This window comes from Planktothrix sp. FACHB-1365 (assembly GCF_014697575.1).
GTDB lineage: Bacteria > Cyanobacteriota > Cyanobacteriia > Cyanobacteriales > Microcoleaceae > Planktothrix.
Window position 1 is genome coordinate 974,173 of the sequence record NZ_JACJSC010000001.1, and the last position, 25,133, is coordinate 999,305.

Annotated in this window: 17 protein-coding genes; 7 read left to right on the plus strand and 10 right to left on the minus strand. The window is 39.8% G+C overall.

All coding sequences use genetic code 11. The annotated features are described in order from the left end of the window. Nucleotides 1-21 precede the first annotated feature (21 nt). On the plus strand, nt 22-1,791 hold the full coding sequence (locus tag H6G57_RS04165; protein WP_190516202.1) for an ABC transporter ATP-binding protein: 1,770 nt from the start codon (nt 22-24) through the stop codon (nt 1,789-1,791). Between the two features lie 115 nt (nt 1,792-1,906). Beyond that, nucleotides 1,907-4,690, plus strand: a complete 2,784-nt coding sequence (secA, locus tag H6G57_RS04170) for a preprotein translocase subunit SecA (RefSeq protein ID WP_190516204.1) — start codon at nt 1,907-1,909, stop codon at nt 4,688-4,690. A 200-nt stretch (nt 4,691-4,890) separates the two neighbouring features. Here secA and H6G57_RS04175 read toward each other — a convergent pair whose 3' ends face one another. Both H6G57_RS04175 and H6G57_RS04180 read right to left on the minus strand, forming a co-directional pair. Beyond that, the gene (locus tag H6G57_RS04175; protein ID WP_190516206.1) at nt 4,891-5,577 is read right to left on the minus strand and encodes a manganese catalase family protein; all 687 of its coding nucleotides are present in this window, start codon (nt 5,575-5,577) and stop codon (nt 4,891-4,893) included. Between the two features lie 210 nt (nt 5,578-5,787). Next, a complete protein-coding gene (locus H6G57_RS04180; RefSeq protein ID WP_190516208.1) occupies nt 5,788-5,973 on the minus strand; it encodes a hypothetical protein in 186 nt (61 codons plus the stop codon). Between the two features lie 480 nt (nt 5,974-6,453). Between H6G57_RS04180 and H6G57_RS04185 the strand changes: the two genes are divergently transcribed. After that, complete coding sequence (locus H6G57_RS04185; RefSeq protein ID WP_190516210.1) at nt 6,454-11,844, plus strand: ATP-binding sensor histidine kinase; 5,391 nt, start codon at nt 6,454-6,456, stop codon at nt 11,842-11,844. Between the two features lie 266 nt (nt 11,845-12,110). Here the strand turns inward: H6G57_RS04185 and H6G57_RS04190 are convergent, their stop codons facing one another. Beyond that, nucleotides 12,111-12,638, minus strand: coding sequence for a DUF6658 family protein (locus H6G57_RS04190; RefSeq protein ID WP_190516212.1), 528 nt, complete (start codon nt 12,636-12,638; stop codon nt 12,111-12,113). 844 nt (nt 12,639-13,482) lie between these two features. On the opposite strand from H6G57_RS04190, the gene H6G57_RS04195 reads away from it, so the two are divergent. Together H6G57_RS04195 and H6G57_RS04200 are read left to right on the plus strand one after the other, a co-directional pair. Further along, nucleotides 13,483-14,481 carry a PRC-barrel domain-containing protein gene (locus H6G57_RS04195; RefSeq protein WP_190516214.1) on the plus strand — a complete coding sequence of 333 codons (999 nt, stop codon included), beginning with the start codon at nt 13,483-13,485 and terminating at the stop codon, nt 14,479-14,481. A 189-nt stretch (nt 14,482-14,670) separates the two neighbouring features. Then, nucleotides 14,671-16,077, plus strand: a complete 1,407-nt coding sequence (locus H6G57_RS04200) for an ammonium transporter (RefSeq protein WP_309235654.1) — start codon at nt 14,671-14,673, stop codon at nt 16,075-16,077. 115 nt (nt 16,078-16,192) lie between these two features. On the opposite strand, the gene H6G57_RS04205 is transcribed toward H6G57_RS04200, so the two are convergent. The 5 genes from H6G57_RS04205 to H6G57_RS04225 all read right to left on the minus strand — a co-directional run bounded on the left by H6G57_RS04205 (nt 16,193) and on the right by H6G57_RS04225 (nt 21,192). Continuing rightward, nucleotides 16,193-16,705, minus strand: a complete 513-nt coding sequence (locus H6G57_RS04205; RefSeq protein WP_190516216.1) for a DUF29 family protein — start codon at nt 16,703-16,705, stop codon at nt 16,193-16,195. Nucleotides 16,706-16,739: 34 nt separating this feature from the next. Beyond that, entirely contained in the window at nt 16,740-16,958 is a 219-nt protein-coding gene (locus H6G57_RS04210; RefSeq protein WP_190516217.1) for a type II toxin-antitoxin system HicB family antitoxin, read from the minus strand. Between the two features lie 102 nt (nt 16,959-17,060). Next, on the minus strand, nt 17,061-17,315 hold the full coding sequence (locus H6G57_RS04215; RefSeq protein ID WP_190516219.1) for a type II toxin-antitoxin system Phd/YefM family antitoxin: 255 nt from the start codon (nt 17,313-17,315) through the stop codon (nt 17,061-17,063). A 75-nt stretch (nt 17,316-17,390) separates the two neighbouring features. Further along, nucleotides 17,391-20,282 carry an isoleucine--tRNA ligase gene (ileS, locus tag H6G57_RS04220; RefSeq protein ID WP_190516221.1) on the minus strand — a complete coding sequence of 964 codons (2,892 nt, stop codon included), beginning with the start codon at nt 20,280-20,282 and terminating at the stop codon, nt 17,391-17,393. A 142-nt stretch (nt 20,283-20,424) separates the two neighbouring features. Beyond that, nucleotides 20,425-21,192 carry a Uma2 family endonuclease gene (locus H6G57_RS04225; RefSeq protein WP_190516222.1) on the minus strand — a complete coding sequence of 256 codons (768 nt, stop codon included), beginning with the start codon at nt 21,190-21,192 and terminating at the stop codon, nt 20,425-20,427. A 178-nt stretch (nt 21,193-21,370) separates the two neighbouring features. On the opposite strand from H6G57_RS04225, the gene psb30 reads away from it, so the two are divergent. Beyond that, entirely contained in the window at nt 21,371-21,502 is a 132-nt protein-coding gene (gene psb30 / locus H6G57_RS04230) for a photosystem II reaction center protein Ycf12/Psb30 (RefSeq protein WP_083625499.1), read from the plus strand. A 60-nt stretch (nt 21,503-21,562) separates the two neighbouring features. Here the strand turns inward: psb30 and H6G57_RS04235 are convergent, their stop codons facing one another. Next, nucleotides 21,563-21,961 (minus strand): DUF4346 domain-containing protein, encoded by a 399-nt coding sequence (locus H6G57_RS04235; RefSeq protein WP_190516224.1) that lies wholly within the window; start codon nt 21,959-21,961, stop codon nt 21,563-21,565. Nucleotides 21,962-22,279: 318 nt separating this feature from the next. Between H6G57_RS04235 and H6G57_RS04240 the strand changes: the two genes are divergently transcribed. Continuing rightward, nucleotides 22,280-24,070 (plus strand): tetratricopeptide repeat protein, encoded by a 1,791-nt coding sequence (locus tag H6G57_RS04240; RefSeq protein ID WP_190516226.1) that lies wholly within the window; start codon nt 22,280-22,282, stop codon nt 24,068-24,070. Between the two features lie 380 nt (nt 24,071-24,450). Here H6G57_RS04240 and H6G57_RS04245 read toward each other — a convergent pair. Then, nucleotides 24,451-25,133, minus strand: a 683-nt coding sequence (locus H6G57_RS04245) for an ISAs1 family transposase (protein WP_190516228.1), incomplete at its 5' end; no start/stop codon positions are given.

Consider the following 25,133-nt stretch of genomic DNA (forward strand, 5'->3'; position numbering starts at 1 on the left):
ATAGAGATTAATAGGATAACAATGTCTCAAAAAACTCATCCGTTACAACGTCTTCTACAGTATGCTCGACCCTATCAAAAAACTATTGGGTTAGCAACGCTTTATTCTATTTTAAATAAAGTGTTTGATTTGGCTCCTCCAGTGTTAATTGGATGGGCCGTTGATGTGGTGATTAACCCGAATACGTCTTTTTTAGTCAACTGGGGAATTCAAGGAGCGTTTAATCAACTGTTAGTTTTATCAATATTAAGTTTCATTATTTGGACTTTAGAATCTTTATTTGAATATGCGTATAAAATCCTCTGGCGCAATTTAGCCCAAACCTTACAACATGATTTAAGATTAGAAGCTTACGGACATTTACAAGAATTAGAATTAGCCTATTTTGAAGAACGCAGTAGTGGCAGTTTAATGGCTATTTTAAATGATGATATTAATCAGTTAGAACGATTTTTAGATATTGGGGCGAATGAAATTATCCAAGTCATTACAACGGTAATTGTAATTGGGGCAGCCTTTTTTATTTTAGCCCCAGGTGTGGCTTGGTGGGCAATGTTACCGATGCCGTTTATTGTTTGGGGTTCGGTTTGGTTTCAAAAATTACTCGCCCCTCGTTATGCCGATGTTCGGGAAAAAGTGAGCTTACTGAATGGACAATTAGCCAATAATTTAGGCGGAATTACAACCATTAAAAGCTTTACCGCAGAACAATATGAAATTCAACGGATTACCTATCATAGTGAAGCTTATCGCCAAAGTAATAAACGGGCAATTACCTTATCTTCGGCTTATGTTCCCGTGATTAGAAGTTTAATTTTATTTGGATTTATTGCCACTTTACTCTTAGGCGGATTACAAGTTACTTCAGGACAATTAGCCGTTGGAACCTATAGCGTTTTAGTGTTTATTACCCAACGGTTATTATGGCCGTTAACCCGGTTAGGAGATACCTTTGATCAATATCAACGGGCGATGGCTTCTGTTAACCGGGTAATGAATTTATTAGATACACCGATTGAAATTCATCCGGGTGATATTCCTCTTCCAATTAATTCTGTGCAGGGAGAAATTGAATTTAAAAACATCTATTTTTCCTATAAAAATCGCTATCCCGTCATTCAAGATTTATCCCTCAAAATTCCGGCGGGTAGAACCATTGCCATTGTCGGTTCTACGGGATCGGGAAAAAGTACCTTAGTGAAATTATTATTACGATTGTATGAAATTAATGCGGGTGTTATTACCTTAGATGGCATTGAATTAGATCGGTTAAGGTTAGAAGATTTACGGCAAGCTATCGGGTTAGTCAGTCAGGATGTTTTCTTATTTCATGGAACCGTAGCCGAAAATATTGCCTATGGAACCTTTGATGCGTCGTTAACTGATATTATAGAAGCGGCAAAAGTGGCAGAAGCTGATGAATTTATTAACGATTTACCGTTAGGATATGATACAATAGTCGGAGAACGGGGTCAGAAATTATCCGGCGGACAACGACAACGAATTGCCATCGCCAGAGCCGTATTAAAAAATCCCCCGATTTTAATCTTAGATGAAGCCACATCGGCCGTCGATAATGAAACCGAAGCCGCCATTCAACGTTCCTTAGAAAAAATTACCAAAAATCGCACCACAATTGCCATCGCCCATCGCCTTTCAACGGTTAGAAATGCCGATTGTATTTATGTGATGGAACAAGGTAAATTAGTGGAATCAGGAACCCATGAAAACCTTTTAGAAGCACCCGGTATTTATGCGGGGTTATGGCGGGTGCAGTCCGGTTTAAATTAGCCCATGAAACAGGCATCTTGCCTGTTAACTTAACGAGAAGCAACCAGGAAATGCTAGAATAATCAGTGATTTATTCAAACCCTTTAAATTTTCGTAACCATATCCTGTTCTTGCCATGTTAAAAGCTCTGTTGGGTGATCCGAATGCGCGTAAACTTAAAAAATATCAGCCTCTTGTCACAGATATCAACATTTTAGAGGAAGAAATTCAAAGCCTCTCGGATGATCAGCTTCGGGCGAAGACAGGAGAATTTAAAGAAAAATTAGCCAAAGCTCGAAACCGAGACGACGAAAATCAAATTCTCGATGAAATTCTCCCCGAAGCCTTTGCAGTAGTTCGAGAAGCCGGAAAGCGAGTTTTGGGGATGCGACACTTTGACGTCCAACTGTTAGGCGGTATTATCTTACACACTGGGCAAATTGCCGAGATGAAAACAGGGGAAGGTAAAACCCTGGTTTCCACCCTTCCCGCCTATCTCAACGCCTTAACGGGAAAAGGAGTCCACGTCATCACCGTTAACGATTATCTCGCCCGTCGGGACGCGGAATGGATGGGACAAATCCATCGTTTCCTCGGCTTGAGTGTAGGGCTCATCCAGCAAGAGATGAGCCCCGATGCCCGTAAGAAAAACTACAACTGTGATGTTACCTACGGGACAAACAGTGAAATGGGGTTTGACTACCTGCGGGACAACATGGCAACTTCAATGGATGAAGTGGTGCAGCGCCCCTTTAACTATTGCATTATTGATGAAGTAGACTCGGTTTTAGTCGATGAAGCTCGGACACCGTTAATTATTTCCGGTCAAGTGGAACGTCCGAGTCAAAAATATATGCGGGCGGCGGAAGTTGCCCAAATGATGCTAAAAGAAGAACATTATGAAGTGGATGAAAAAGGCCGTAATGTTCTGATGACCGATGAAGGGTTTGCCAAAGCAGAAGAACTATTTGGGGTTCAAGATTTATATGATCCTAATGATCCTTGGGCGCACTTTGTTTTTAATGCCTTAAAAGCCAAAGAATTATTTATTAAAGACGTTAACTATATTGTTGGCAATGGGGAAGTGATCATTGTTGATGAATTTACTGGGCGGGTAATGCCCGGTCGTCGTTGGAGTGATGGCTTACACCAAGCGATTGAAGCGAAAGAACGGGTGGATATTCAACCGGAAACTCAAACTTTAGCCACGATTACCTATCAAAATTTCTTCCTATTATATCCGAAATTATCGGGGATGACCGGAACCGCAAAAACCGAAGAAGCGGAATTTGAACGCATCTATAATTTGCAAGTTACTATTATTCCGACTAACCGGGTTACAGGACGGCAAGATTTGCCCGATGTGGTGTATAAAACTGAAGACGGAAAATGGACTTCTATTGCGGAAGAATGCGCCGATTTGCATAAAGAAGGTCGCCCAGTTTTAGTCGGAACTACTAGCGTTGAAAAATCAGAAATTCTCTCAAATTTATTACAACAACGCAAAATTCCCCATAATTTATTAAATGCTAAACCGGAAAACGTAGAACGGGAATCAGAAATTATTGCCCAAGCCGGACGCAAAGGGGCGGTAACTATTTCAACTAACATGGCCGGACGGGGTACGGATATTATTTTAGGGGGAAATGCGGAATTTATGGGGCGGCTAAAAATGCGCGAGTATTTGATGCCAAAAATTGTTAAACCCGATGATGAGCGAGAATTAGCCGTCGTGGGTGTACCCGGTAGTCGTCGCCCCCCCGCCCAGGGATTTGATATGAGTAAAAAACCGAAAACCTGGAAAGTTGCAACCCAATTATTCCCCACAGAATTATCGAAATCTACTGAACAAAAGCTAAAAGAAGCGGTTGATTTTGCCGTTTCTGTGCATGGAGAACGCAGTTTACCGGAGTTACAAGCAGAGGATTTATTAGCGGTGGCGTCCGAAAAAGCCCCCACTTCTGATCCGGTAATTCAGAAACTCCGTGAGGTGTATAATTTGATTGTTAAAGAGTACGAAAACTTCACCAAACGGGAACATGAAGAAGTGGTGGAATTGGGCGGACTTCATGTGATTGGCACAGAACGCCACGAGTCTCGACGCATTGACAACCAACTGCGGGGACGGGCTGGACGACAAGGTGACCCCGGTTCAACACGGTTTTTCCTGAGTTTACAGGATAACTTATTACGGATTTTTGGCGGTGATCGGGTTGCGGGATTAATGGATGCTTTTAATGTGGATGAAGATATGCCCATTGAGTCTCGATTATTAACGCGATCGCTCGAAAATGCCCAACGAAAAGTTGAAACTTACTATTACGATATTCGTAAACAAGTCTTTGAATATGACGAGGTAATGAACAATCAACGGCGGGCAATTTATGCGGAACGTCGCCGGGTTTTAGAAGGGCAAGATTTGAAAGAACAAGTGATTAAATATGGCGAACAAACGATGGATGACATCGTAGAAGCTTATATTAATCCTGATTTACCGTCGGAAGAATGGGATTTAGAAAATTTAGTCAGTAAATCAAAAGAATTTGTTTATCTTTTAGCCGATTTAACTGCCGATCAATTGGTAGATTTATCGGTGGATGAAATTAAAACTTTCCTTCATGAGCAGTTACGCAATGCCTATGATATTAAGGAAGCGCAAGTGAATCAAATTCGCGCCGGGTTAATGAGGGAAGCAGAGCGCTTTTTTATTCTGCAACAAATTGATACTCTGTGGCGGGAACATTTACAACAAATGGATGCGCTGCGTGAGTCTGTTGGTTTGCGGAGTTATGGACAAAAAGACCCCTTAATCGAATACAAGAGCGAGGGCTATGAATTGTTCTTAGATATGATGACGGATATTCGCCGAAATGTCATCTATTCCATGTTCCAATTCCAGCCTCAACCGATGACCGTTTAGGGGTTTAGGTCGGTTTTAGAATTTCTTAATATGGACATTCATCACTTTTTTCTTGACATCCCAAAATTATCGTGTATATTTGAGGAGTGTGAGGAGTGAGGTCTGAAAAGAAAAAGCACTTGGGGTCGAAACTCGGCCAGACTCCCAGGTGCTTTTTCTATTAATAATTTTGCCCAAAAACCGCCTGCAATCTAATCAAGTTAACGACTAACTTGCGGATCTGCAATATATTCAAAATCGGGTTCAGAATTCCAAGGGCCGCGACTATCTTGACCGTTACTAGAGAGATTATAGTAAATATTAACCGTATCGTCCGGTTTAATATTTCCAAATAACGGATCTGTTAATTTCCCTAAGGAATCTAAGGCTTTCATAAACATTTTGGTATGGGAAATTTCACGGGTCAATAAATACACTAAGGTGTCTTTTGTACCGGGGTCAGGTGCTAATTTAATTAACTCTTCATAGGTTTGTCGAGCTCCCGCTTCCGCCCCAATATTAGCGCGTAAATCTCGAACCACATCCCCTCCTTCATTCACATAGGCGGCTGTCCAAGCTTGACCTTGAGAATCTAATAAATGGGGGCCCATTCCTCGAACGGTAAATAAGGTACTTTTAAACGCTTCTGTTTGATCAACATTTTTTGTATGGGCTTCTATCAGTTTGCCTACCATTTCTAAATGCCCAAATTCTTCAAGGGCAATATCTTGAAGCATATCTCGAATACCGGGATTTTCCACATGAAACGATTGTACCCAATATTGCAAAGCTGCTGTTAACTCCCCCGTTGCTCCCCCAAATTGTTCGAGAAGTAATTGGGCAAAACGAGGATTCGGTTCATCAATATTGATTCCTTTTTCAATGGGTTCTTTCTTATGAAAAAACATGAAATTCTCCTAATTGAATCAGCCAATAAAATTCAGAAATCACATTAAAAATTGCTAAAATGTGTTCTATCTATGAAGTAGTGTATCAACTTCCTCTTGACCTAACCTCTGTCTCAATACCGAGTTAAAATTTTTTTTATTTATACCCAATGAAAGAGGGGATCTTTAATTCATCGCCGCTTGGTAATACGGTCTTGAGAGGGGTAATTTCTAAGGTAGATCTCCGGGTTCAGAATTAGGTTTTCCTTCCTTTAGTGCTAAAAACATTGAACCCCAAACATAAAAAATTCCCGTGACTAATAACAGTAACATTAATGGGGTTAAGCCTGCAAACGGAGTGATCGCTAACATTAATAACAAACTGAACATTAATAGAGGAAATGCTTGATTTTTCATTGATATTTCTCCTAAATTTCCTATTAGTGTGTCTAGCCTGAATCAAATTTTCCTCTATCCGAGTGTTGAATTTTGTATTTGGGATCTATCTTTAAAGTAACTTTTGTAGAGCTTGAAGCAACCCTAAACAAGTTGCACAACACTATTATTTTGTCAATGTGTAAGTCCTAGAATTGTAAAATTAAGAGAGTTTGTTATAAATCTTAAATTTAATTAATTATTCTTTTTTATTGTCCCTAGGGTATAAATTTGTTCCTGTCCTCAAATCACGCTAGAATAGAACTACTCCGCTATAATTCTACTTCTCCCGAAGATCACCCGTGAAACTATCAGGTTGATATAAGTTCTGTCCCTAAAATAACTCACAGAACTTAGTCCTTTAAGGGGTGTAGCAACTCTCATCTCTAGGTTATATTGATCTTTTTATTTATCACTAAAGCTTAACAAACTCATTTTAAATCAGTGCATAAGGAAACCAATATGATTGCTTTGCCGGGATATCAAATTTTAGCACAAATCTATGAAAGTATTAACTCGGTTGTTTATCGAGCCATTCGAGAAAAAGATAATTTACCTGTTATTTTGAAAGTGCTCCAGGGAGAATTCCCCTCACAGTCCGATCTCCAAAAATATGAGCGAGAATATAAAATCCTACGCTGCTTTAATTTAGAAAGTGTTATTAAAGTTTATGAACTTCAAACCTATCAAAATACTTTAGTTATGGCTTTAGAAGATTTTGGCGGAGAATCGTTAAAAATCTTATTGGCAACTCAAAAATTTACCTTATTAGGATTTCTCAATATCGCCATCAAAATTGCCCAAGGATTACGAGAAATTCATGCAGCCAACTTAATTCATAAAGATATTAATCCCTCTAATATTGTTTTTAATCCTGCCACAGGACAAGTTAAATTAATTGATTTTAGTATTTCTAGTGGATTAACTCAGGACTCTTTACGTCTGCATCCCCCCCAAAATTTAGAAGGAACCCTCGCCTATATTTCACCCGAACAAACCGGCCGGATGAATCGTTCTGTTGATTATCGCACGGATTTCTATTCTTTGGGTGCAACCTTCTATGAACTATTAACTCAACAGGTTCCCTTTCCGACGGGTGATGCCATGGAAGTTGTTCATGCTCACCTGGCTAAACAACCGATTCCACCCCATGAAATTAACCCCGAAATTCCCCCGATTATTTCTGAAATTGTCTTAAAATTATTATCAAAAACTGCCGAAGAACGTTATCAAAGTGCCTGGGGATTAATTGCCGATTTAGAAAAGAGTTTAAAACAAGTTCAAGCCACAGGAACCGTCAGTCAATTTCCTTTAGGAATGCAAGATATTTCCGATCAATTTAAAATTCCTAAAAAACTCTATGGCAGAGAAATCGAGATTGACACTTTAATGCAAGCCTTCGACCGGGTAAGTCAAGGAAAAACTGAAATGATGTTAATTGCTGGATATTCCGGCATTGGGAAATCGGTTTTAGTTCAAGAAATTTCTAAATCAATTATTGATCAACACGGCTATTTTATTAGTGGTAAATTTGACCAATTTCAACGCAGTATTCCCTATTCGGCTTTGGTCAGTGCCTTTTCAGAATTAGCAAGATTGCTCTTAAGTGAAACTCAACAGCGTTTAGATCAATGGCGAGAAAAACTGTTAGAAATTTTAGGGCCGAATGGACAAATTATTATTGATGTGATTCCCGAAATTGAACTGATTATCGGAACCCAACCCCCAGTCTTAGAATTAGGCTCTGCGGAGTCTCAAAATCGATTTAATTTAGTCTTTCAAAACTTTATTCGTCTGTTTTGCCAACCCGAACATCCCTTAGTCATTTTTCTCGATGATTTACAGTGGGCTGACTCCGCTACCCTGAAATTAATTAAATTAATGTTAACGGATGATTCAACTCCGTATTTATTTTTAATTGGCGCTTATCGAGATAATGAGGTTAATCCAACCCATCCGTTAATGATGATGTTAGAAGCGTTAAAATCTGAGTCTTTCACCTTAGAAAATCAACAACACTCTCATCACTTAATTCATGAAATTCATTTAACCGCTTTAAATTTAGAACAAGTCACTGAACTCCTAGCTGATACCTTACATAGTGATCGTACCACTGTTCAACCCTTAGCAGAATTAGTGTTAGGAAAGACCGCCGGAAATCCGTTTTTTGTAAATGAATTTTTCAAAACCCTCTATCAAGAAAAACTCCTCACGTTTAATTCAGAACGAATTGCTTGGCAGTGGGATTTAGATGAAATAAAAGCTCTCGATATTACCGATAATGTCGTTGAATTAATGATTGGGAAACTGCAAAAACTCCCCCTGGCAAGTCAACAAGTTCTGCAATTAGTCGCCTGTGTCGGGAATCAATTTGATTTGAATACCCTATCGTTAATTTATGGCAAAGAATCCTTGGGAACCTTTCAAGATTTATTACCTGCTTTAAAAGAAGGACTGATTAAACCCTTATCCGATGCTGATAATTTGGAACCCGAACAAATTAATCCTTATTTAGTCTTAAATTATAAATTTCTCCATGACCGAGTACAACAGGCTGCTTATTCCTTAATTGCCAACTCTCAAAAACAATCCGTTCACCTCACTATTGGTCGATTACTACTCGCAAATACTCCCCCTCAATATTGGTTAGAACGGGTCTTTGATTTAGTCGATCATCTGAATGTCGGTCGATCTTTAATTACCGATGAACAAGAACAATTACAACTGGCAAGTTTAAATTTAGAAGCGGGAAAAAAAGCTAAGGATGCCACGGCTTATAGCGCTGCACGAGAATATTTAATGGCAGGAATTGAAACTTTGCCCGGTGATATTTGGGTAGAACATTATCCTTTAGCCTTTGTTCTTTATCGAGAACAGGCAGAAGTTGAATACTTAAATGGAAATTTTGCAGAGAGTGAAACGTTGATTCAATTAATTTTAGAAAAATCCCAATCTATTTTAGAAAAAGCCGAAGTTTATAATCTGCTTTTAATTCAATATACCTTACAATTAAAATATGAATCCGCCCTCAATGCCGGGATTAAAGCCTTAGCTTTATTGGGGTTAGATATTCCAACAAATAACCTACAAACGGTCATTTCCCAGGAATTAGAGTCCCTCCAAAATCAACTTAATCTTAATAGCTTATCTAGTTTAGTTCATCAAAGCCCCATTGTTGAATCAGAGTCCAAAATTATTTTAAAATTACTCAATAATTTAGCACCATCTGCCTATGTTAGTAATCCCAGTTTATGGACAGTTATCATTCTCAACGGTGTAAAAGTGGCTTTGAAATCTGGTTATAGTCCAGAAGCCGGATTTTTCTATGCGACCTATGGAATTTTACTGGCTACCCTGTTTAATCAATATCAAACCGCCTATGAGTTAGGTCAATTAGCATTAAAATTGAATAAAAAATGGAATTATCCCATTTATAAAGTGGCTGCGGCTTTAATTAGTTGTCTCAACTATTGGCTAGAACCCCTTAAAAGTTCTAATGCTTTGGGTCATGAGGGTTATCAATCGGCTTTAGAATCAGGAGATTTACAATATGCGAGTTATTTGTTAAATAATCAATCCTTAAATTTAATGGTACAAGGCGTAAATCTTCCCAAATTTTTAGTTGAAGTTAAAAATTACTTAAAATTTAGTAAAAAAGCCGAAAATCAGTTAGTGATTGATAGTTTAACTGGACTGGGAGGGATTCTCCTAAATTTAATTGGTGAAACCCCCAATTTATTATCCTTTGATAGTTTAGAAATGACCGAAGTTGATTATTTGAAGAGTAGCCAAGATAATCAAAAATTTTACTCTCTCTGTCTTTATCAAATTTTTAAAATACAAGTGTTATATTTATATGGGGAAGTAGAACAGGCTTTACAATTAGTCAAAGAGACTGAGCCATTATTGCAATTTATTATCGGCTTAATTTCGGTCACAGAATATTATTTTTATTCATCTTTAACCTTCATTGCTAATTTAGACCGGGTTTCAGCATCAGAACAGAAAGAATTGTTAGAGAAAATTAAGAGTAACCAAGAAAAATTTAAACAATGGTCAGAAAATTGTCCTGCTAATTTCTGGGCTAAATATCTGTTAATAGAAGCAGAACTTGCCCGATTTTCTCAACGTTCTTTTGAAGCCATTGATTTATATGAACAAGCCATTTCTACCGCCCAAGAAGCCGGATTAATTCAAAATGTAGCTTTAAGTCATGAACTGACCGCTAAATTTTGGATGACTCACGGAAAAGTTAAATATGCCAATCTTCACCTCAGAGAAGCGTATTATAGTTATCAACGTTGGGGTGCAATTCGGAAAGTAGAACAGTTAGAAACCGAATATCCTCAACTCAAACAGTTAGGGTCGCTTAAAAGCTCTTTATTTGAAGCCCAATCTATTACCTTAAATACTTCTCACGGGAGCCGTTTAGCGTTGTTGGATTTAAGTACAGTAATTAAAGCATCCCAAGCTATCTCCCGTGAAATTGTTTTAGAACGATTGTTAGGAAATTTAATGAAGATTGTGATTGAAAATGCCGGAGCTCAAAAAGGCTTTTTAATCTTATATCAAGGAGAGAAATTAGTTATTGAAGCCGAAGCTTCAACGGATATTGAGGATGTAATTGTTCATCCCAAAACTCCTGTTGAAACCTGCAACTGTTTACCCTTAACGGTGATTTATTATGTTGAACGCACGGGTCAAGATGTGGTGTTAATGAATGCAACCCTGGAAGGACAATTTACCCATGATTCTTATATTAACGCCCATCACGTTAAATCGATTTTATGTACTCCGATTATTAGTCAGGGGAAACTTTTAGGAATTTTATATTTAGAAAATAACTTAACGGCGGGGGCTTTTACCTCGGAACGAATTGAAGTTTTAAACTTATTGTCTTCTCAAGCTGCTGTTTCTTTAGAAAATGCGTTGTTATATGCCTCCGTTGAAAATAAAGTTCAAGAACGTACCCAAGAAATCAATGAGAAAAATTTACGTTTAGAACAAGCGTTAACTCAATTGCAACGCACCCAAGCTCAACTCATTCAAAGTGAAAAAATGTCTTCTTTAGGACAAATGGTAGCCGGGGTAGCCCATGAAATTAATAACCCGGTCAGCTTTATTTATGGGAATCTTACCCCCGCCAGTGAATATGTCAAAGATTTATTGCGATTAATTCAAGTTTATCAACAGGAATATCCTCAACCTAAACCCTTAGTCGAAGAAACAATTTTAGATATTGATTTAGAGTTTCTCGTGGAAGATTTACAAAAACTTTTAGTATCTATGAAAGTGGGTGCTGAACGCATTCGTAATATTGTTTTAAGTCTGCGAAACTTCTCTCGTTTGGATGAAGCCGAGATGAAACCCGTAGATATTCATGAAGGCATTGATAGCACCTTAATGATTTTACAACCTCGACTGCGAGCTTCTACCCATAGCGGAGAAATTGAGATTATTAAACAGTATGGTCAACTTCCCAAAGTCAACTGTTATGTCTCCCAATTAAATCAAGTGTTTATGAATATTATTAGTAATGGTATTGATGCTTTAGAACATCGTCGTAACTTGATGAATCCTGGGGATACACTACCAACAATTACGATTTCTACCTGTTTAATTGATAATAATAAAGCCAAAATTTCTATTTTAGATAATGGTTCAGGGATGAGTCCAGATATTCTGCAACGAATCTTTGATCCCTTTTTTACCACAAAACCCGTCGGTAGTGGGACGGGCTTGGGTCTATCGATTAGTTACTCAATTATTGTTGATCGTCATCAAGGCGAGATGAGTTGTACTTCTACCCTTGGGGAAGGCACAGAATTTACGATTTTAATTCCCATCCATTAAAAGTTTTGGGGACTGAACGCTCTTACTCTATGACGGGGGTGTCATCGATTAATAACAAAAGGGATGGGAAAAAAGTGATGAAATTTATTAACCAGATCAAGCTGAAAAATGAGACGTGATTGTTGATGAAAAATCCCCAGCTTTTGGTTGACTGGGGAAAGCGCGAATTGAGAACGTGCGATAGTGTTTTTAATATAAGCGGACAAGATATGCTGACACATCTACCTTTAGATAGATATGCCAACTGAATTGATTTTCTAGTCCATTTATAGGGAACGTTCAATCGCCCGTCCGGTATCTTCTACGGTGTCCTGAGCTTGATCTACACCTTGTTTGGCGTTATTTTTGAGGTTCCGAAGTCCCCGTTGGGTTCCCCCTCTCCAATCGTCCGCCACTTCACTAGCAGAGTCACCAATACTTTCTGATAAATCTTTCACCCGTTCAGGAAAAGGCTTGCCATTTTTGTAATTTTCAACGAATTCTTGAGGATTGTTGACTTTACTAATATTGGATTTAGCATTATCAACTAACGCTTTTCCTTTTAATTCAGCTTTGCGGTTAGGGCTGTCCGTGTCGCTGTAAGGGTACATTCCCCCTTTTTGTTTCGATTGAACTGGTTTATAAAGTTCGTTTTTGTATCCTTGTGTTTCATTGATACTTCCTTCTCCTGATAACCGAGCCGTTGGAGGATTACTACTACAAGCGGTACTGATAAACAGTAATGATCCTGCTAAAAAAACACCGACAATACTTTTTAAGGAGATAGAGCGTAGGGCTTGAATTAATTTTTTCATGTTGATAACTCCTAAAGTGGCATTCAAATCATTGAATTTACTTTTATTACTCTCTTAGCTTAAGAAAAATCAATGTTTTGAACCTCTAACTCAGGGATGAAATTTGATGAGTTCCTAAAATCTGATTCTACTCATTTCGGCAAAAAGCAGGTCAAAACTTTAGGAAATCCATTGTATTCTTAACACTCCCTTGAATTCATCAGAATAGGTAGAGTGTGCTGTATTTTATTTTTTCTAAAAAACATCTATCTTCAGCAATAAGCTGTGCTTCTTTGTCGCTATCTTTTAACATCGGGTCTGGGATGTAATATGAAATCCCGAAAAGAATGCTACAAATTCCCCCCTGTAGAGACTAAGCATGGCTAGTAGAGACGCGCCATGGCACGTCTCTACAGGGGGGTTAGGAAGGATCATCTGTAGCATCTATAATTGGATTTCATATAAGATTTTTAGAGAAAACTTTAGCCGTTTTTCTGTCTCTTCCTGTACCTTTCCCATTCAACTCCCCTGGGAGAAAATGCAGGGGGGCGTAGCATTCCTGACAACTCTAAGCTAAACCTATACGCGAATTCAGCAGACCCGGAAACAGTTTCTCGGCAACTGAGCCACTATTTTTGTCTGCCTACGCTAATTTATAATGAAGGGAGCAGATTAACGATGCTCTACCCCCTGATAGGAACCAAAAACAAAATATTCTGATAGCATCAGAACTAATGGATCATCGGTGGACTATCCACCTTGTAGAGAAAACCCGAAAAACTAATGGCATGGATACGCATCTACGCCATTAGAATTTGTAGAGTAATCTGTATCTTTAACAGTTAAAACTGAAATTCTGCCTAGCATGACATCTGAACATATCCGCCAACGCTCCGAAATTCTCGGCACTCAAGTTATCACCCGTGACAGAGGTAAACGACTTGGGATCGTGAGCCAATTATGGGTAGACGTAGATCAGCGTGAAATTGTAGCGATCGGAATCCGCGATAATATTCTGGCGATCGCTGGAATGCCAAAATTTATGTACCTGAGTAGTGTCCGCGAAATCGGTGACGTAATTTTGGTGGATGATGATACCGTCCTCGAAGAAGACGTGGATGTAGAAGGCTACAGTACCCTGATCAATAGTGAAGTGATCACCGAAACGGGAGAACCGTTAGGACGAGTCCGAGGATTCAGATTCGATACCCAGGATGGCAAATTAGAATCCTTAATTATCGCCTCCATTGGTCTACCTCAAATTCCCGACCAAGTGATCAGCACCTACGAATTGTCCATTGAGGAAATTGTCAGTAGTGGCCCCAATCGATTAATTGTGTTTGAAGGATCAGAAGATCGCTTACAACAACTGTCTGTGGGTTTGTTAGAACGCTTAGGCTTGGGAGAGGCCCCTTGGGAAAAAGAAGAAGAGGGAATGTATTATCCGCCAACGGTTAAACCCGCCAACCAGTTAGGAACCGGACTTCCCCAAACCCCTCCCCAACGGGCTAGTCGCGCCCCTGCTGTGGCTCAGGAAGAAGCCTGGGACGAAAACGATGCTTGGGAAGAACATCCCGCCCCCGTTCAACCCTTGCGTCAACCCCAACCGATTTATGATGAGTATGAAGAAGAAGATAACTGGGGCGATGTGGAACGGGATGAAGATGATCGCTATCGAGAACGGGAATTAGTTCCCATTGAACCTCCCCGTCAGGAACAAAAACTCTACGCCAGAGAGTTAAATTATGAATACGAAAATGACGTAGATTCCGATGCTTGGAATGATGACGAAACGCCTAAACCCTATCAGCCCCCCCGAATTAATATTCCAGAGAAGAAGAAAATGCCGGAATATGAGGAGTAGTTAGGGGGAGCCACGGGAGCCGGGGAAGAATTGATGAATTCCTGGCTCCTAACTATTTCTATGCCAAACGTTAATAGATTGTGATCCCTAGTATTTTGTATTTTAGGATACAGAATGATTGCTGGAACCAATGGGCAAAATACAGATTCACTCTCTGGATAATTTTTGGTTATAGGAAAGAATAGTAACGTGCTCAAAAAATTAGGAATTATTGGATTAGTTGCATTCGCTCTGCTGGTCGGCCCTCTGACGGGAACCGCTTGGGCACAAGAAGCCACAGAAAACCCGATTAATTCTGGGGATACAGCTTTTATGTTGGTTTCTGCCGCCTTAGTGTTGTTTATGACACCGGGGTTAGCGTTCTTTTATGGGGGATTAGTCCGATCTCGTAACGTTCTCAACACGATGATGATGAGTTTCATCTTGATGGGAATCGTTGGTGTTACCTGGGTATTCTGGGGATATAGCCTTGCCTTTGATGTCTCGACTCCCGTTTCAGAAGGCTTTGGTCAAGGCATTGAACGCTTCATTGGTGGATTAGATTGGGCTTTTTTACATAACGTCGCCGTCGATGCTCCTGACCCCATTGGCTATGCGGGAACCATCCCCCACCAGTTGTTTATGGTGTATCAGATGATGTTCGCCATCATCACCCCGGCATTAATTTCTGGGGCTATTGTCGAACGGATGACCTTTAAAGCGTATTTTTGGTTTGTCTTGCTGTGGTCTACATTTATTTATTCCCCCTTGGCCCATTGGGTTTGGGGTCGGGGTTGGTTACAAGCCATTGGTGCATTAGACTTTGCAGGCGGAACCGTTGTTCACATCAGTTCTGGGGTTTCGGCGGTGATTCTGGCTTGGATGATTGGCTCTCGGAAGCATTTTATGGTGATTCCCCATGTCCCCCATAATGTTCCTTTTGTCCTGTTAGGGATTGGGATGTTGTGGTTTGGCTGGTTTGGCTTTAATGCGGGTAGTGCTTTGGGTGCTGGTTCTTTAGCGACTGTTGCTTTTGTCGCCACCATGGTCTCAACATCAGCCGGAGGGTTAACTTGGGCTTTGGTGGAATGGTATTTACGCGGTAAACCCACAGCCGTTGGTACTGCTAGTGGTTTCTTAGCAGGATTAGTGGGTGTGACTCCCGCCGCCGGATTTGTTACCCCCGTTGGTGCAATTTTAATCGGTTCCATCACAGCCGTTTGCTGTTTCTATGCGGTGAGTTGGCGGGTGAAATTGGAATTTGATGATTCCTTAGATACCTATTCGGTTCATGGCGTCGGTGGAACCATTGGTGCTATTTTAACCGGAGTTTTTGCAACAAAAAGTGTGAATCCAGCCGGGTTTGATGGACTGCTATATGGAAATCCAGGACAATTAATCCCTCAAATTGTTGGGGTACTGGCGACTTACATTTTTGCTGCTGTTGGAACTTTTGTAATTGTCAAGATTCTTGGTTCTCTGATGGAATTGCGTGTTAAATCGATGGTCGAAGAACAAAGTCTGGATGTTGATCAACACGGTGAAGAAGGTTATGGTGAAGACTTTGCTTCTGGCTTGAGTTTTGCTACCGAAACCTTTTCGAGAAAAGAAGGTTAGAGCAATTTACAATTCAAAACCATTAATTGATAAATCAGGTTTTTGACCCATCAGAAGGGAGTAAAAACCTGTTTTTTTGTATTATAATAGGAATCAAAGAGGAAAAGATTTCATGTTACTTTTGATTCCAATCCTCACCCCCAGGTAAGTTGCAAAACTCATCATCAATCACATCTCGCAAACCTTCAGTGGAATAATTATAGGTCAAAGAAATTAATCTTTTCGCTGTATTGATCACCTCAACTTTATCGACCATTTGACGTAATTGATTCGGCTTATAAATCCCTGCTTGTACTTCCACACTAGCTTCAAAGATAGCATCTTTAAAGGCATTTTCTAAATCATTATCCCACTCATTAATTTTAATATAATAAGATGTTTTATTAGGCTTAAGATTCAATCGTTGGATTTTTAAGATAGAATCTCTAATAGAAGCCACCCAAGAATTGGTTAGACGTTGTTCGACTTGATTTTTAATTAAATGCACTAATAACCGGACTAAAAAACTTTCAATTTTTTGTAAAATTTGCTCTTTACTCATCCATTCCCATTCATCTATGATCGCTAAAGCATCGTCATATCGACCTTCTATAATACTTTGTTTTAAATCCATTAATTCTTGACTCATAAATTAATCTCTCAATATTAAAAAACTTGGTCATTTAAACACTCACTTCAGCAATGAAAGCATCTAAGATAGCTGATTGTTTTTCTAAAACCTCCTCGCCAAACATTTCAATATGACAACGAATTGCAGAATTAACATCGACTAAAGCATCTTGATACGTCTCTCCTTCCCCAACAACAACACCTTTAATTCCTAAAGGATAAGCAATATAACCATCAGAATGTTTTTCAACAATAATTTTAATAGATTTCATAATCTTAAAGGTTTAAATCAATTAATTTTTATTTATTAGAAACCAGGTTTCTTTGAGAAACCTGGATTTCTAGTTTGGCTTTCACAACACCAATTTTACTCCCTAGTGAATAAATTCTTTTTTAATGTCTTCAAGTGATAGGGTTTTTTTCGATTTAAACTCATTTCTGGAATTTTGAATAATTTCTAAAAATTCTTGATTCGTACTTAATACTAAAGATTCAGGATCAACTCCTTCTAAAGAAACAACGGCTGCAACGGCTTTTCCATTAACTGTTAAAACAATGGTTTCCTGACTAAATTCTTCAGCATAAGCTGATAAAGATTGGGATGCTGTTGAAAGTTCAATCGTTTTCATTTAAGTTTTACCTCTTGAAAATAAATAGATTAGAAACCGGGTTTCTGAGAGAAACCCGGTTTCTGTTTCTAGTGTTTAAAACGTTCCTGCTAACGCCTCAACACACCGTTCACAAATTGTAGGATCATCTTTTGATTCTCCAACATGAACCGAATAATTCCAACAGCGATCGCATTTTTCCCCATCCGCTTTCACAACACCAATTCCCAAACCTTCTAACTGTTGACAATACTGTAACCCGTTTAAAGCTTCAGAAGTTTCTAACAGTTCAACCTGGGAACAGATGAATAAATATCGTAATTCATCAACCCCATTATTTTCTTTTAATGCAGTTGTTTTGGGGTTCATTTGTTGCAGTTGTTGACGCAAATTCTCATCCGCCACAAATAACAACACTTTTGCTTCTAAAGATGCGCCAATCATTTTGTCTTGACGGGCTTTTTCTAAAACTACATTAACTTCACTACGGATTTGTCGTAACTGTTGCCATAACGCCCCTAATTCGGGCTTCTCCCAGTGTTTTTCTAACGTGACCCAACCCGCTTCAAACACCGATTTGTGGGGCGTAGAATAGGGGAGATTTTGCCAAATATCTTCCGCCATGTGACATAATACAGGAGCGATCGCTTTTGCCAAATTTTCTAACGCCACCGCTAAGACCGTTTGACAACTGCGACGCCGAAATCCATCAGCCCCACTAATATATAAGCGATCTTTGGCAATATCTAAATAGAAATTCGACAAATCCACGACACAGAAATTCTGAATCACCTGGAAGAATCGGAAGAATTGATAACTTTCAAAGGCTTCCGTTACCTCCGTAAATACCTCCGTAATCCGGTGAAGCATATATTGATCTAAATCCGGTAATTCTTCGTATTTAACGCTATCTTTACTCGGATCAAAATCATGCAAATTTCCTAATAAAAATCGGGCAGTATTTCTAATTTTCCGGTAAACATCCGCCATCTGTTTGAGGATATTTTTCCCCAGAGGAACATCAGAGGAATAGTCCACCGATGACACCCACAACCGTAGAATATCAGCGCCATAGGGAGGTTCCTGCTGTTGGTTTTTACCCCCTTCAATCACAATCGCTGGATCAACCACATTTCCCAAGGATTTACTCATTTTCATCCCCTTTTCATCGAGAACAAATCCATGAGTTAAAACCGTTTTATAGGGAGCGTGACCATAATTAGCCACACTGGTTAATAAACTCGATTGAAACCAGCCCCGATGTTGATCAGAACCTTCTAAATACATATCGGCTGGATAGTGTAATTCTGGGCGTTGATTCGCCACCGCCGCCCAGGAAGAACCGGAATCAAACCACACATCCATTGTGTCGGTTCCCTTGCGGTAAGTCTTACCATTATTGCGGTATTCTTCGGGTAATAATTCTTCAACCGATAACTCCCACCAAGCATCCGAACCTTTTTCAGCAATAATCGTTTGAACGTGATTAATCGTGCTTTCATTTAATAGCGGTTCGTTGGTTTCTTCCTCATAGAAAACCGGAATCGGAACCCCCCAACTTCGTTGTCGAGAAATACACCAATCACTGCGATCTGCCACCATAGAAGTAATCCGATTTTCCCCTTGGGCGGGAATCCATTGCACCTCAGAAATGGCTTTTAAAGCGGCATCTCGGAACCCTTCAACGGAAGCAAACCATTGTTCTGTGGCTCTAAAAATTGTGGGTTTTTTCGTGCGCCAATCGTAGGGATATTTATGTTGATAAGGCTCTTCTTTTAACAAAGAATTGACTTCTGTTAAAGCCTCAACAATCGCTCCATTTCCTTCTCCTAAAACATTCAATCCCTCAAATTTTCCCGCTTCGGAAGTAAAGTTTCCGTGATCATCAACGGGGGATAAGATTGGTAAACCATATTTTTGACCCACAATATAGTCTTCTTGACCATGACCGGGGGCCGTATGAACTAATCCTGTACCCGATTCTGTGGTAATATAATCCCCACCAATAACGACCGGACTTTCCCGTTCAAATAAGGGATGTTTGTAGGTAGAATGTTCTAAATCCTTGCCTTTAAATGTGGCTTTAACGGTTAAGGGATAACCCAAAGTTGTTGATAATTGTTCCGCTAAATCTTCGGCTACAATTAAATATTTAAAAGCCGTAGGTTTTTCACTTTCCCCCACTTCCACCACCGCATAATTTAACGCCGGGTTAACTGCAACGGCTAAATTACCCGGAATTGTCCAGGGGGTTGTTGTCCAAATAGCAACGCCTAATTCCGATAAAAAGGGTGTGAATAATTCCCGCAAGGGTTCAGCCACTGTTAACAGTTTAAAGGCTGCAAATAAACTGCGAGAAACGTGACCTTCAGGATATTCTAATTCAGCTTCAGCTAATGCGGTTTTAGAACTCGGACTCCAGTGAACGGGTTTATGTCCTCGGTAAATATATCCCTCTAAAACCATCTTTCCAAATACGCCAATTTGGGCGGCTTCATATTCAGGTTTTAAGGTTAAATAGGGATGTTCCCAGTCACCCCAAACCCCATAACGTTTGAAACCAGCTTTTTGTTGTTCAACGGTTTGTAAGGCGAAATCTCTGGCTTTGTAACGCAAAGTTAGGGGAGTTAATTGTTCACGTTCCCCCGCTTTCATGTTTTGTAATACTTTCAATTCAATGGGTAAACCATGACAGTCCCACCCCGGAACATAACGAACTTTACGACCTTGTAAAATTTGATAGCGATTAATAATATCTTTAAGAATTTTATTTAGAGCATGACCAATATGTAGCGCCCCATTTGCATAAGGAGGGCCATCATGTAAAATAAACAATTCACCGGGGTTATTTTCTGACAGGCGTTGATAAATTTCCTGTTCAGCCCAAAATTCTTGGATTTCCGGTTCCCGTTTCACAGCATTTGCCCGCATATCAAATTTGGTTTGGGGCAAATTGACGGTATCTTTATAAGACTTGGCTTCTGTCACAGCAGTATCCTGAGCGATTCTCAATAATTTATTCGTATTTTATCTTAACGTTAATTCGCACAAATTGTAGTAAGTCCTTCAGGACTCAACTCTTTTGCGTTCCTAATCTTAAGGGTGAGAAGACCTCACCCCTACGGTTTAATTATATTGATTGAATTTGTTCTTGAGATAATCCCGTGATTTGCACAACTTGATCAATACTCATCCCATTTTGTAATAAATTAAAAGCAACTTGACGCAGTTGAGATTCCGCTTGTTCAGCCCGTTGACGTTGTTGTTCTGCATTTTGACGCTCTTGTTCTGCGATTTCTTCTCCTAAAGGTAATAATTCCCCGTCTAACGTCGCCCAACGTAACCAAACCGCTTCAGTACCTTGATAAATTCCTGACCAACGCACTAATGATAATCCCAAAGATTGACTAATAAATTGCTGATGTTCGTTCAAAACTAACGGTTGATAAACACCTTGTTGCAGGAAGAAACCCGCCCAATCATCAGGATTAAAGGGATCATACCAGAAATATTCAGAAACTCGTAATTGATTTTGATAAATTAATTTTTTATCGGTTTTATCAGTATTTGCCGTACTTTCTGACAACAATTCTATGACCACATCGGGGGCTTTTCCTTCCTCCCAAACCACCCAACTTTTACGTTCTCCCTTGGGAACACCCACCACCGCAAAAAAATCAGGCCCGCGAAAATCTCGGTTTTTGAGTTGTTCTAAACTAAAATACACAAACATATTACCCCCGGCATAGCCATCTGTTCGGGCGTTTAACCAAGGTTGCAGGGTCAGAATTAACAGAGTCATCTGCTGGACGTGACGTTGGCTTTCCATCGGAACTCCATCGGAGTAGGGTAGTTCATCCTGAGTCGGAGGAGAAGAAAGATTTGCCGTTGTAACCATAGCAAACACAGGGGGGTTGAGTTCTGTTCCCCTATGGTAGCTTGTGATTCGGCTTGACTGGGTTGAGTTGTATTGCGTTTTGTGAAAATTCTTAAAATGATGGTGCGATCGCCTGGTAAGATCAACGGTTGATTTTTATAAACACTCAATATCTTACTGGGTCAAATTGGGAGGAACAATGGACGCAATTACAAGTTTTTTGGGCAATATCAACTTTGAGCTTATTGCACAGCTTACAATGTTGGGTTTAATTGTGATTGCTGGCCCCGTAGTCATCGTGTTATTGGCTTTTCGGGGCGGCGATCTCTAATTGGTTTCCCGCTTTGTTTTGTAGAGACGTTGTATACAACGTCTCTACAACATAGATAATTTAGTCTTGAATATAGGGTTGTCCTGTGGTTAAAGCAATTTCAGCCTTCACAAATTCCCGTCCTAAATACAACGCATGATCCAGACAACTGATCGGACAGGGTTGAGTTTCTTCAGTAATTTTAATCCCTAATTCTTTAGCGGTTCTTGCTTTAAAAACCGTCGTAGGTGTTCGCTTCAAACTCCCGGTACAAGGAAAAGGTTCTCCCGTTTCAGGATCAACGGCTAATCCTTTTTCATTAATAGCATTGGTATAATGTTCGGCACAGATTAACCTCGCTTCTTTATCAATATAAATAATAAAATATCCCGCCGGATCAAGATGAATAAAACGATTAGAAAGCTGATCGTCTAAACTAGCGAGTTCTTGAGCGTTGAACGTTGTTGATTGAGCAGACACAATATTAATAATGAATTGATAAAGTATACCTATTTACAGTTTATCTGATTTTAACAATAAATTTTTATCAATCCCGTAGAGACGGGTTCGAGTTCATTAATGTCAACTTAATCCACGTTAGCCCTGAACGCGCATTTCGGGCTGTAGAGACGTGCCATGGCGCGTCTCTACGTTACCCCCTAAACCTTCCCTGACTTTAATCTCGCTTATCTATATAGTTTATGCCCCCGTCTGCTAACACCTACGCTAAACTATAACGATATGAGTCTATTTATTTTGGTGCGTGCGCTGGGCTTACGCACCCTACGGGGGTGAAACGTGCGAAAGTCGAAATTGCTTCCTCTGGTTCTGATTTTTTCTGTATTGAGTTATACACCTGTTGGTTTGGGGCAGAGTGTGGAGGAATTATTTAGACAAGGTAACACAGCACAAGACGCAGGAAACTATTCCCAAGCAGAAACTATCTTTCGTCAAGTTATTAGAATAAATCCCCAAGATGTCATTGCTTACAAGGATCTGGGCAATGCGCTTTATAAACAAGGGAAGCTAGAAGAAGCGATTACTTATTACCAAAAAGCGATTCAACTCGACCCCAAATATGCCCCAGCTTACAACAATCTAGGCAATGTGCTTTCTGGCCAAGGGAAACTAGAAGAAGCGATTATTAATTACCAAAAAGCAATTCAACTCGACCCCAAATTTGCTCCAGCTTACAACAATCTGGGCCTTGCGCTTTCTGGCCAAGAGAAACTAGAAGAAGCGATTATTAATTACCAAAAAGCAATTCAACTCGACCCCAAATATGCCCCAGCTTACAACAATCTAGGCCTTGCACTTTCTGGCCAAGGGAAACTAGAAGCAGCGATTACTTATTACCAAAAAGCGATTCAACTCGACCCCAAATCACCCTTTGCTTGCCACAATCTGGGCAATGTGCTTTATAAACAAGGGAAACTAGAAGCAGCGATTACTTATTACCAAAAAGCGATTCAACTCGACCCCAAATTTGCCCCAGCTTACGTTGGTCTGGGTGTTGCGCTTTCTGATCAAGGGAAACGAGAAGAAGCCATTACTTATTACCAAAAAGCGATTCAACTCGACCCCAAATCTGCCGCTGCTTACTACAATCTGGGCAATGCGCTTCATCTCCAAGGGAAATTAGAAGCAGCAATTACTAATTACCGGATAGCTTTAAGTTTACCCGATCAAAAAGGAAGTCCTGCCAGCGTCCATACCTTAGCCCATAATAATTTAGGCTATGCTCTACAAAAACAAGGGAAACTGCCAGAAGCCATTGCAGAGTTTCAAAAATCTATTGCCCTTGACCGCAATTTTGTCAGCGCCCAGAATAATTTAAAAGAAGCCCAACGACTCGTGGCCCAACGGTCTCCCCAATATGTCCCGCCGCCTGCGAGTGATTTAGCCTTTGTTCCTACTTTACAACAGGAACCCCTGCGGGATGAGTTACGCGCTACGGTATTGATTATTGCTAATGATATTCCAGGGACACAGGGGCCGACAAGGGGGACGGGTTGGGTGGTGAAACGGGAGGGAAATACCATTTGGGTGGTGACTAACCGCCATGTCATTGCTAACCAACAACGCCAACCCAGTCCCAAGATTGAAATTGAGTTTTTCAGTGAAATTGAAGGCGAAAAGCGACGTTTTTCGGCGACGGTTGAACAAATTAGTAATGACCCAAATCTGGATTTAGCGGTTTTGAAAATTACCGGAATTCCTGATGATATTCGACCGTTGAAAATGGGTACAGGTCGAGTCAGTCGCAATACTAAAATTATTGTCATTGGTCATCCGATTAATGCTGACCCTTGGAATTCTTCTGGGGGAGAAGTGACGAATTATAGTATTAATAAAGTGACTATTAGTGCTGTGGTTGCTACGGGTAATTCCGGTGGCCCTGTAATTAACGAAACCACAAAAGAGGTGATTGGGATTATGGTTAGGGTTGCAGATGAGGATATTGCCACTGATCCTAACACCGCTACCGCGCCGCCTCCTGATGAAATTTTCACCACCGGAGGGTTTGGTATTGCTTATCCGATTGATTTAGTCCAACAACAGTTAGTCAAATGGGGGATTAATCCATAGGAGGACGGCGCTTTATGTGTTAAATTCAGTCGAAAATCCCTGATTATAGCCTAGATTAGATCCCCCTAAATCCCCCTTAAAAAGGGGGACTTAAAGATTAAGAAGTTTCAGTTCCTTCTTTTTAAGAAAAGCGAAGAAGTTCCGGTTCCCCCCTTTTTAAGCAGGGCTGTTTCATTTTCCCAAATTGGGGACTCAATTTGACTCCCCAATTTTTGCCGAATGAGGCGAAAAAACTGAGTAATTCTAACTGAATGGTCGGGAGTTTTGCTCAGGGGATAATTTTTCTGATTTGTGAATAACAAAAACTTCTCTAAAGCTTTCGTATAGAGGACTTACATCTATTTTATTTAGATTTTTACCGCTCTAAAACTCGATGATTTTCAGGATTTTAGGGGAAACAGTTCCCCCAGACTAAAAATCTTGTGCCAGTGAGCCGTTAACCACCGTTGTCCTTCTGTTATTGATACAAAACCCCAACTTCTGAAAAGATTGATCACCAGAGTTTTGAGAGTTGAGAAGTTGGTCGCCGCTTGAAAGTTACGAATTCGGCTTTTATCTTCTTGAAAAATTACATCTTTTACCCAATGGTATTGATTCTCAATCCCCCAATGTCCTTTAATGATTTGAGCTAACGTTTGAGCCTCGTTCACAGTACTACTGATATAATATACTTTTTCTTGATAGGGTTTTTTTCCTCTGGTGCCACTTCTTTCTATCTGAATCACAAGTTTCAGATGTTTCCAGCCTTTGTGGAAGTTGTTATTGACTTGATAAATGGAAACTTTTCGAGTCACTTTTCTGCCATGGCTGTGTTCATGAGTCACATCTACACTCAAAGGATTTTCACTTTGTATTACCGCTTCGACTTGCTCATATAACTTTTTTTGATTTTTCTTTAAAGCCATTATATAATCATTTCCACTCTCAATTACGAGGGCGGCAGTTTTCTGATTACAGTGCAACGCATCAAAGGTTATTACTTTTCCTTTTAACTGACAATCCCTTACTATCTCTTGGGCTTGGCTGATTTCTGATTCTTTTTTGTTCTCCAACTTTTTCAGGT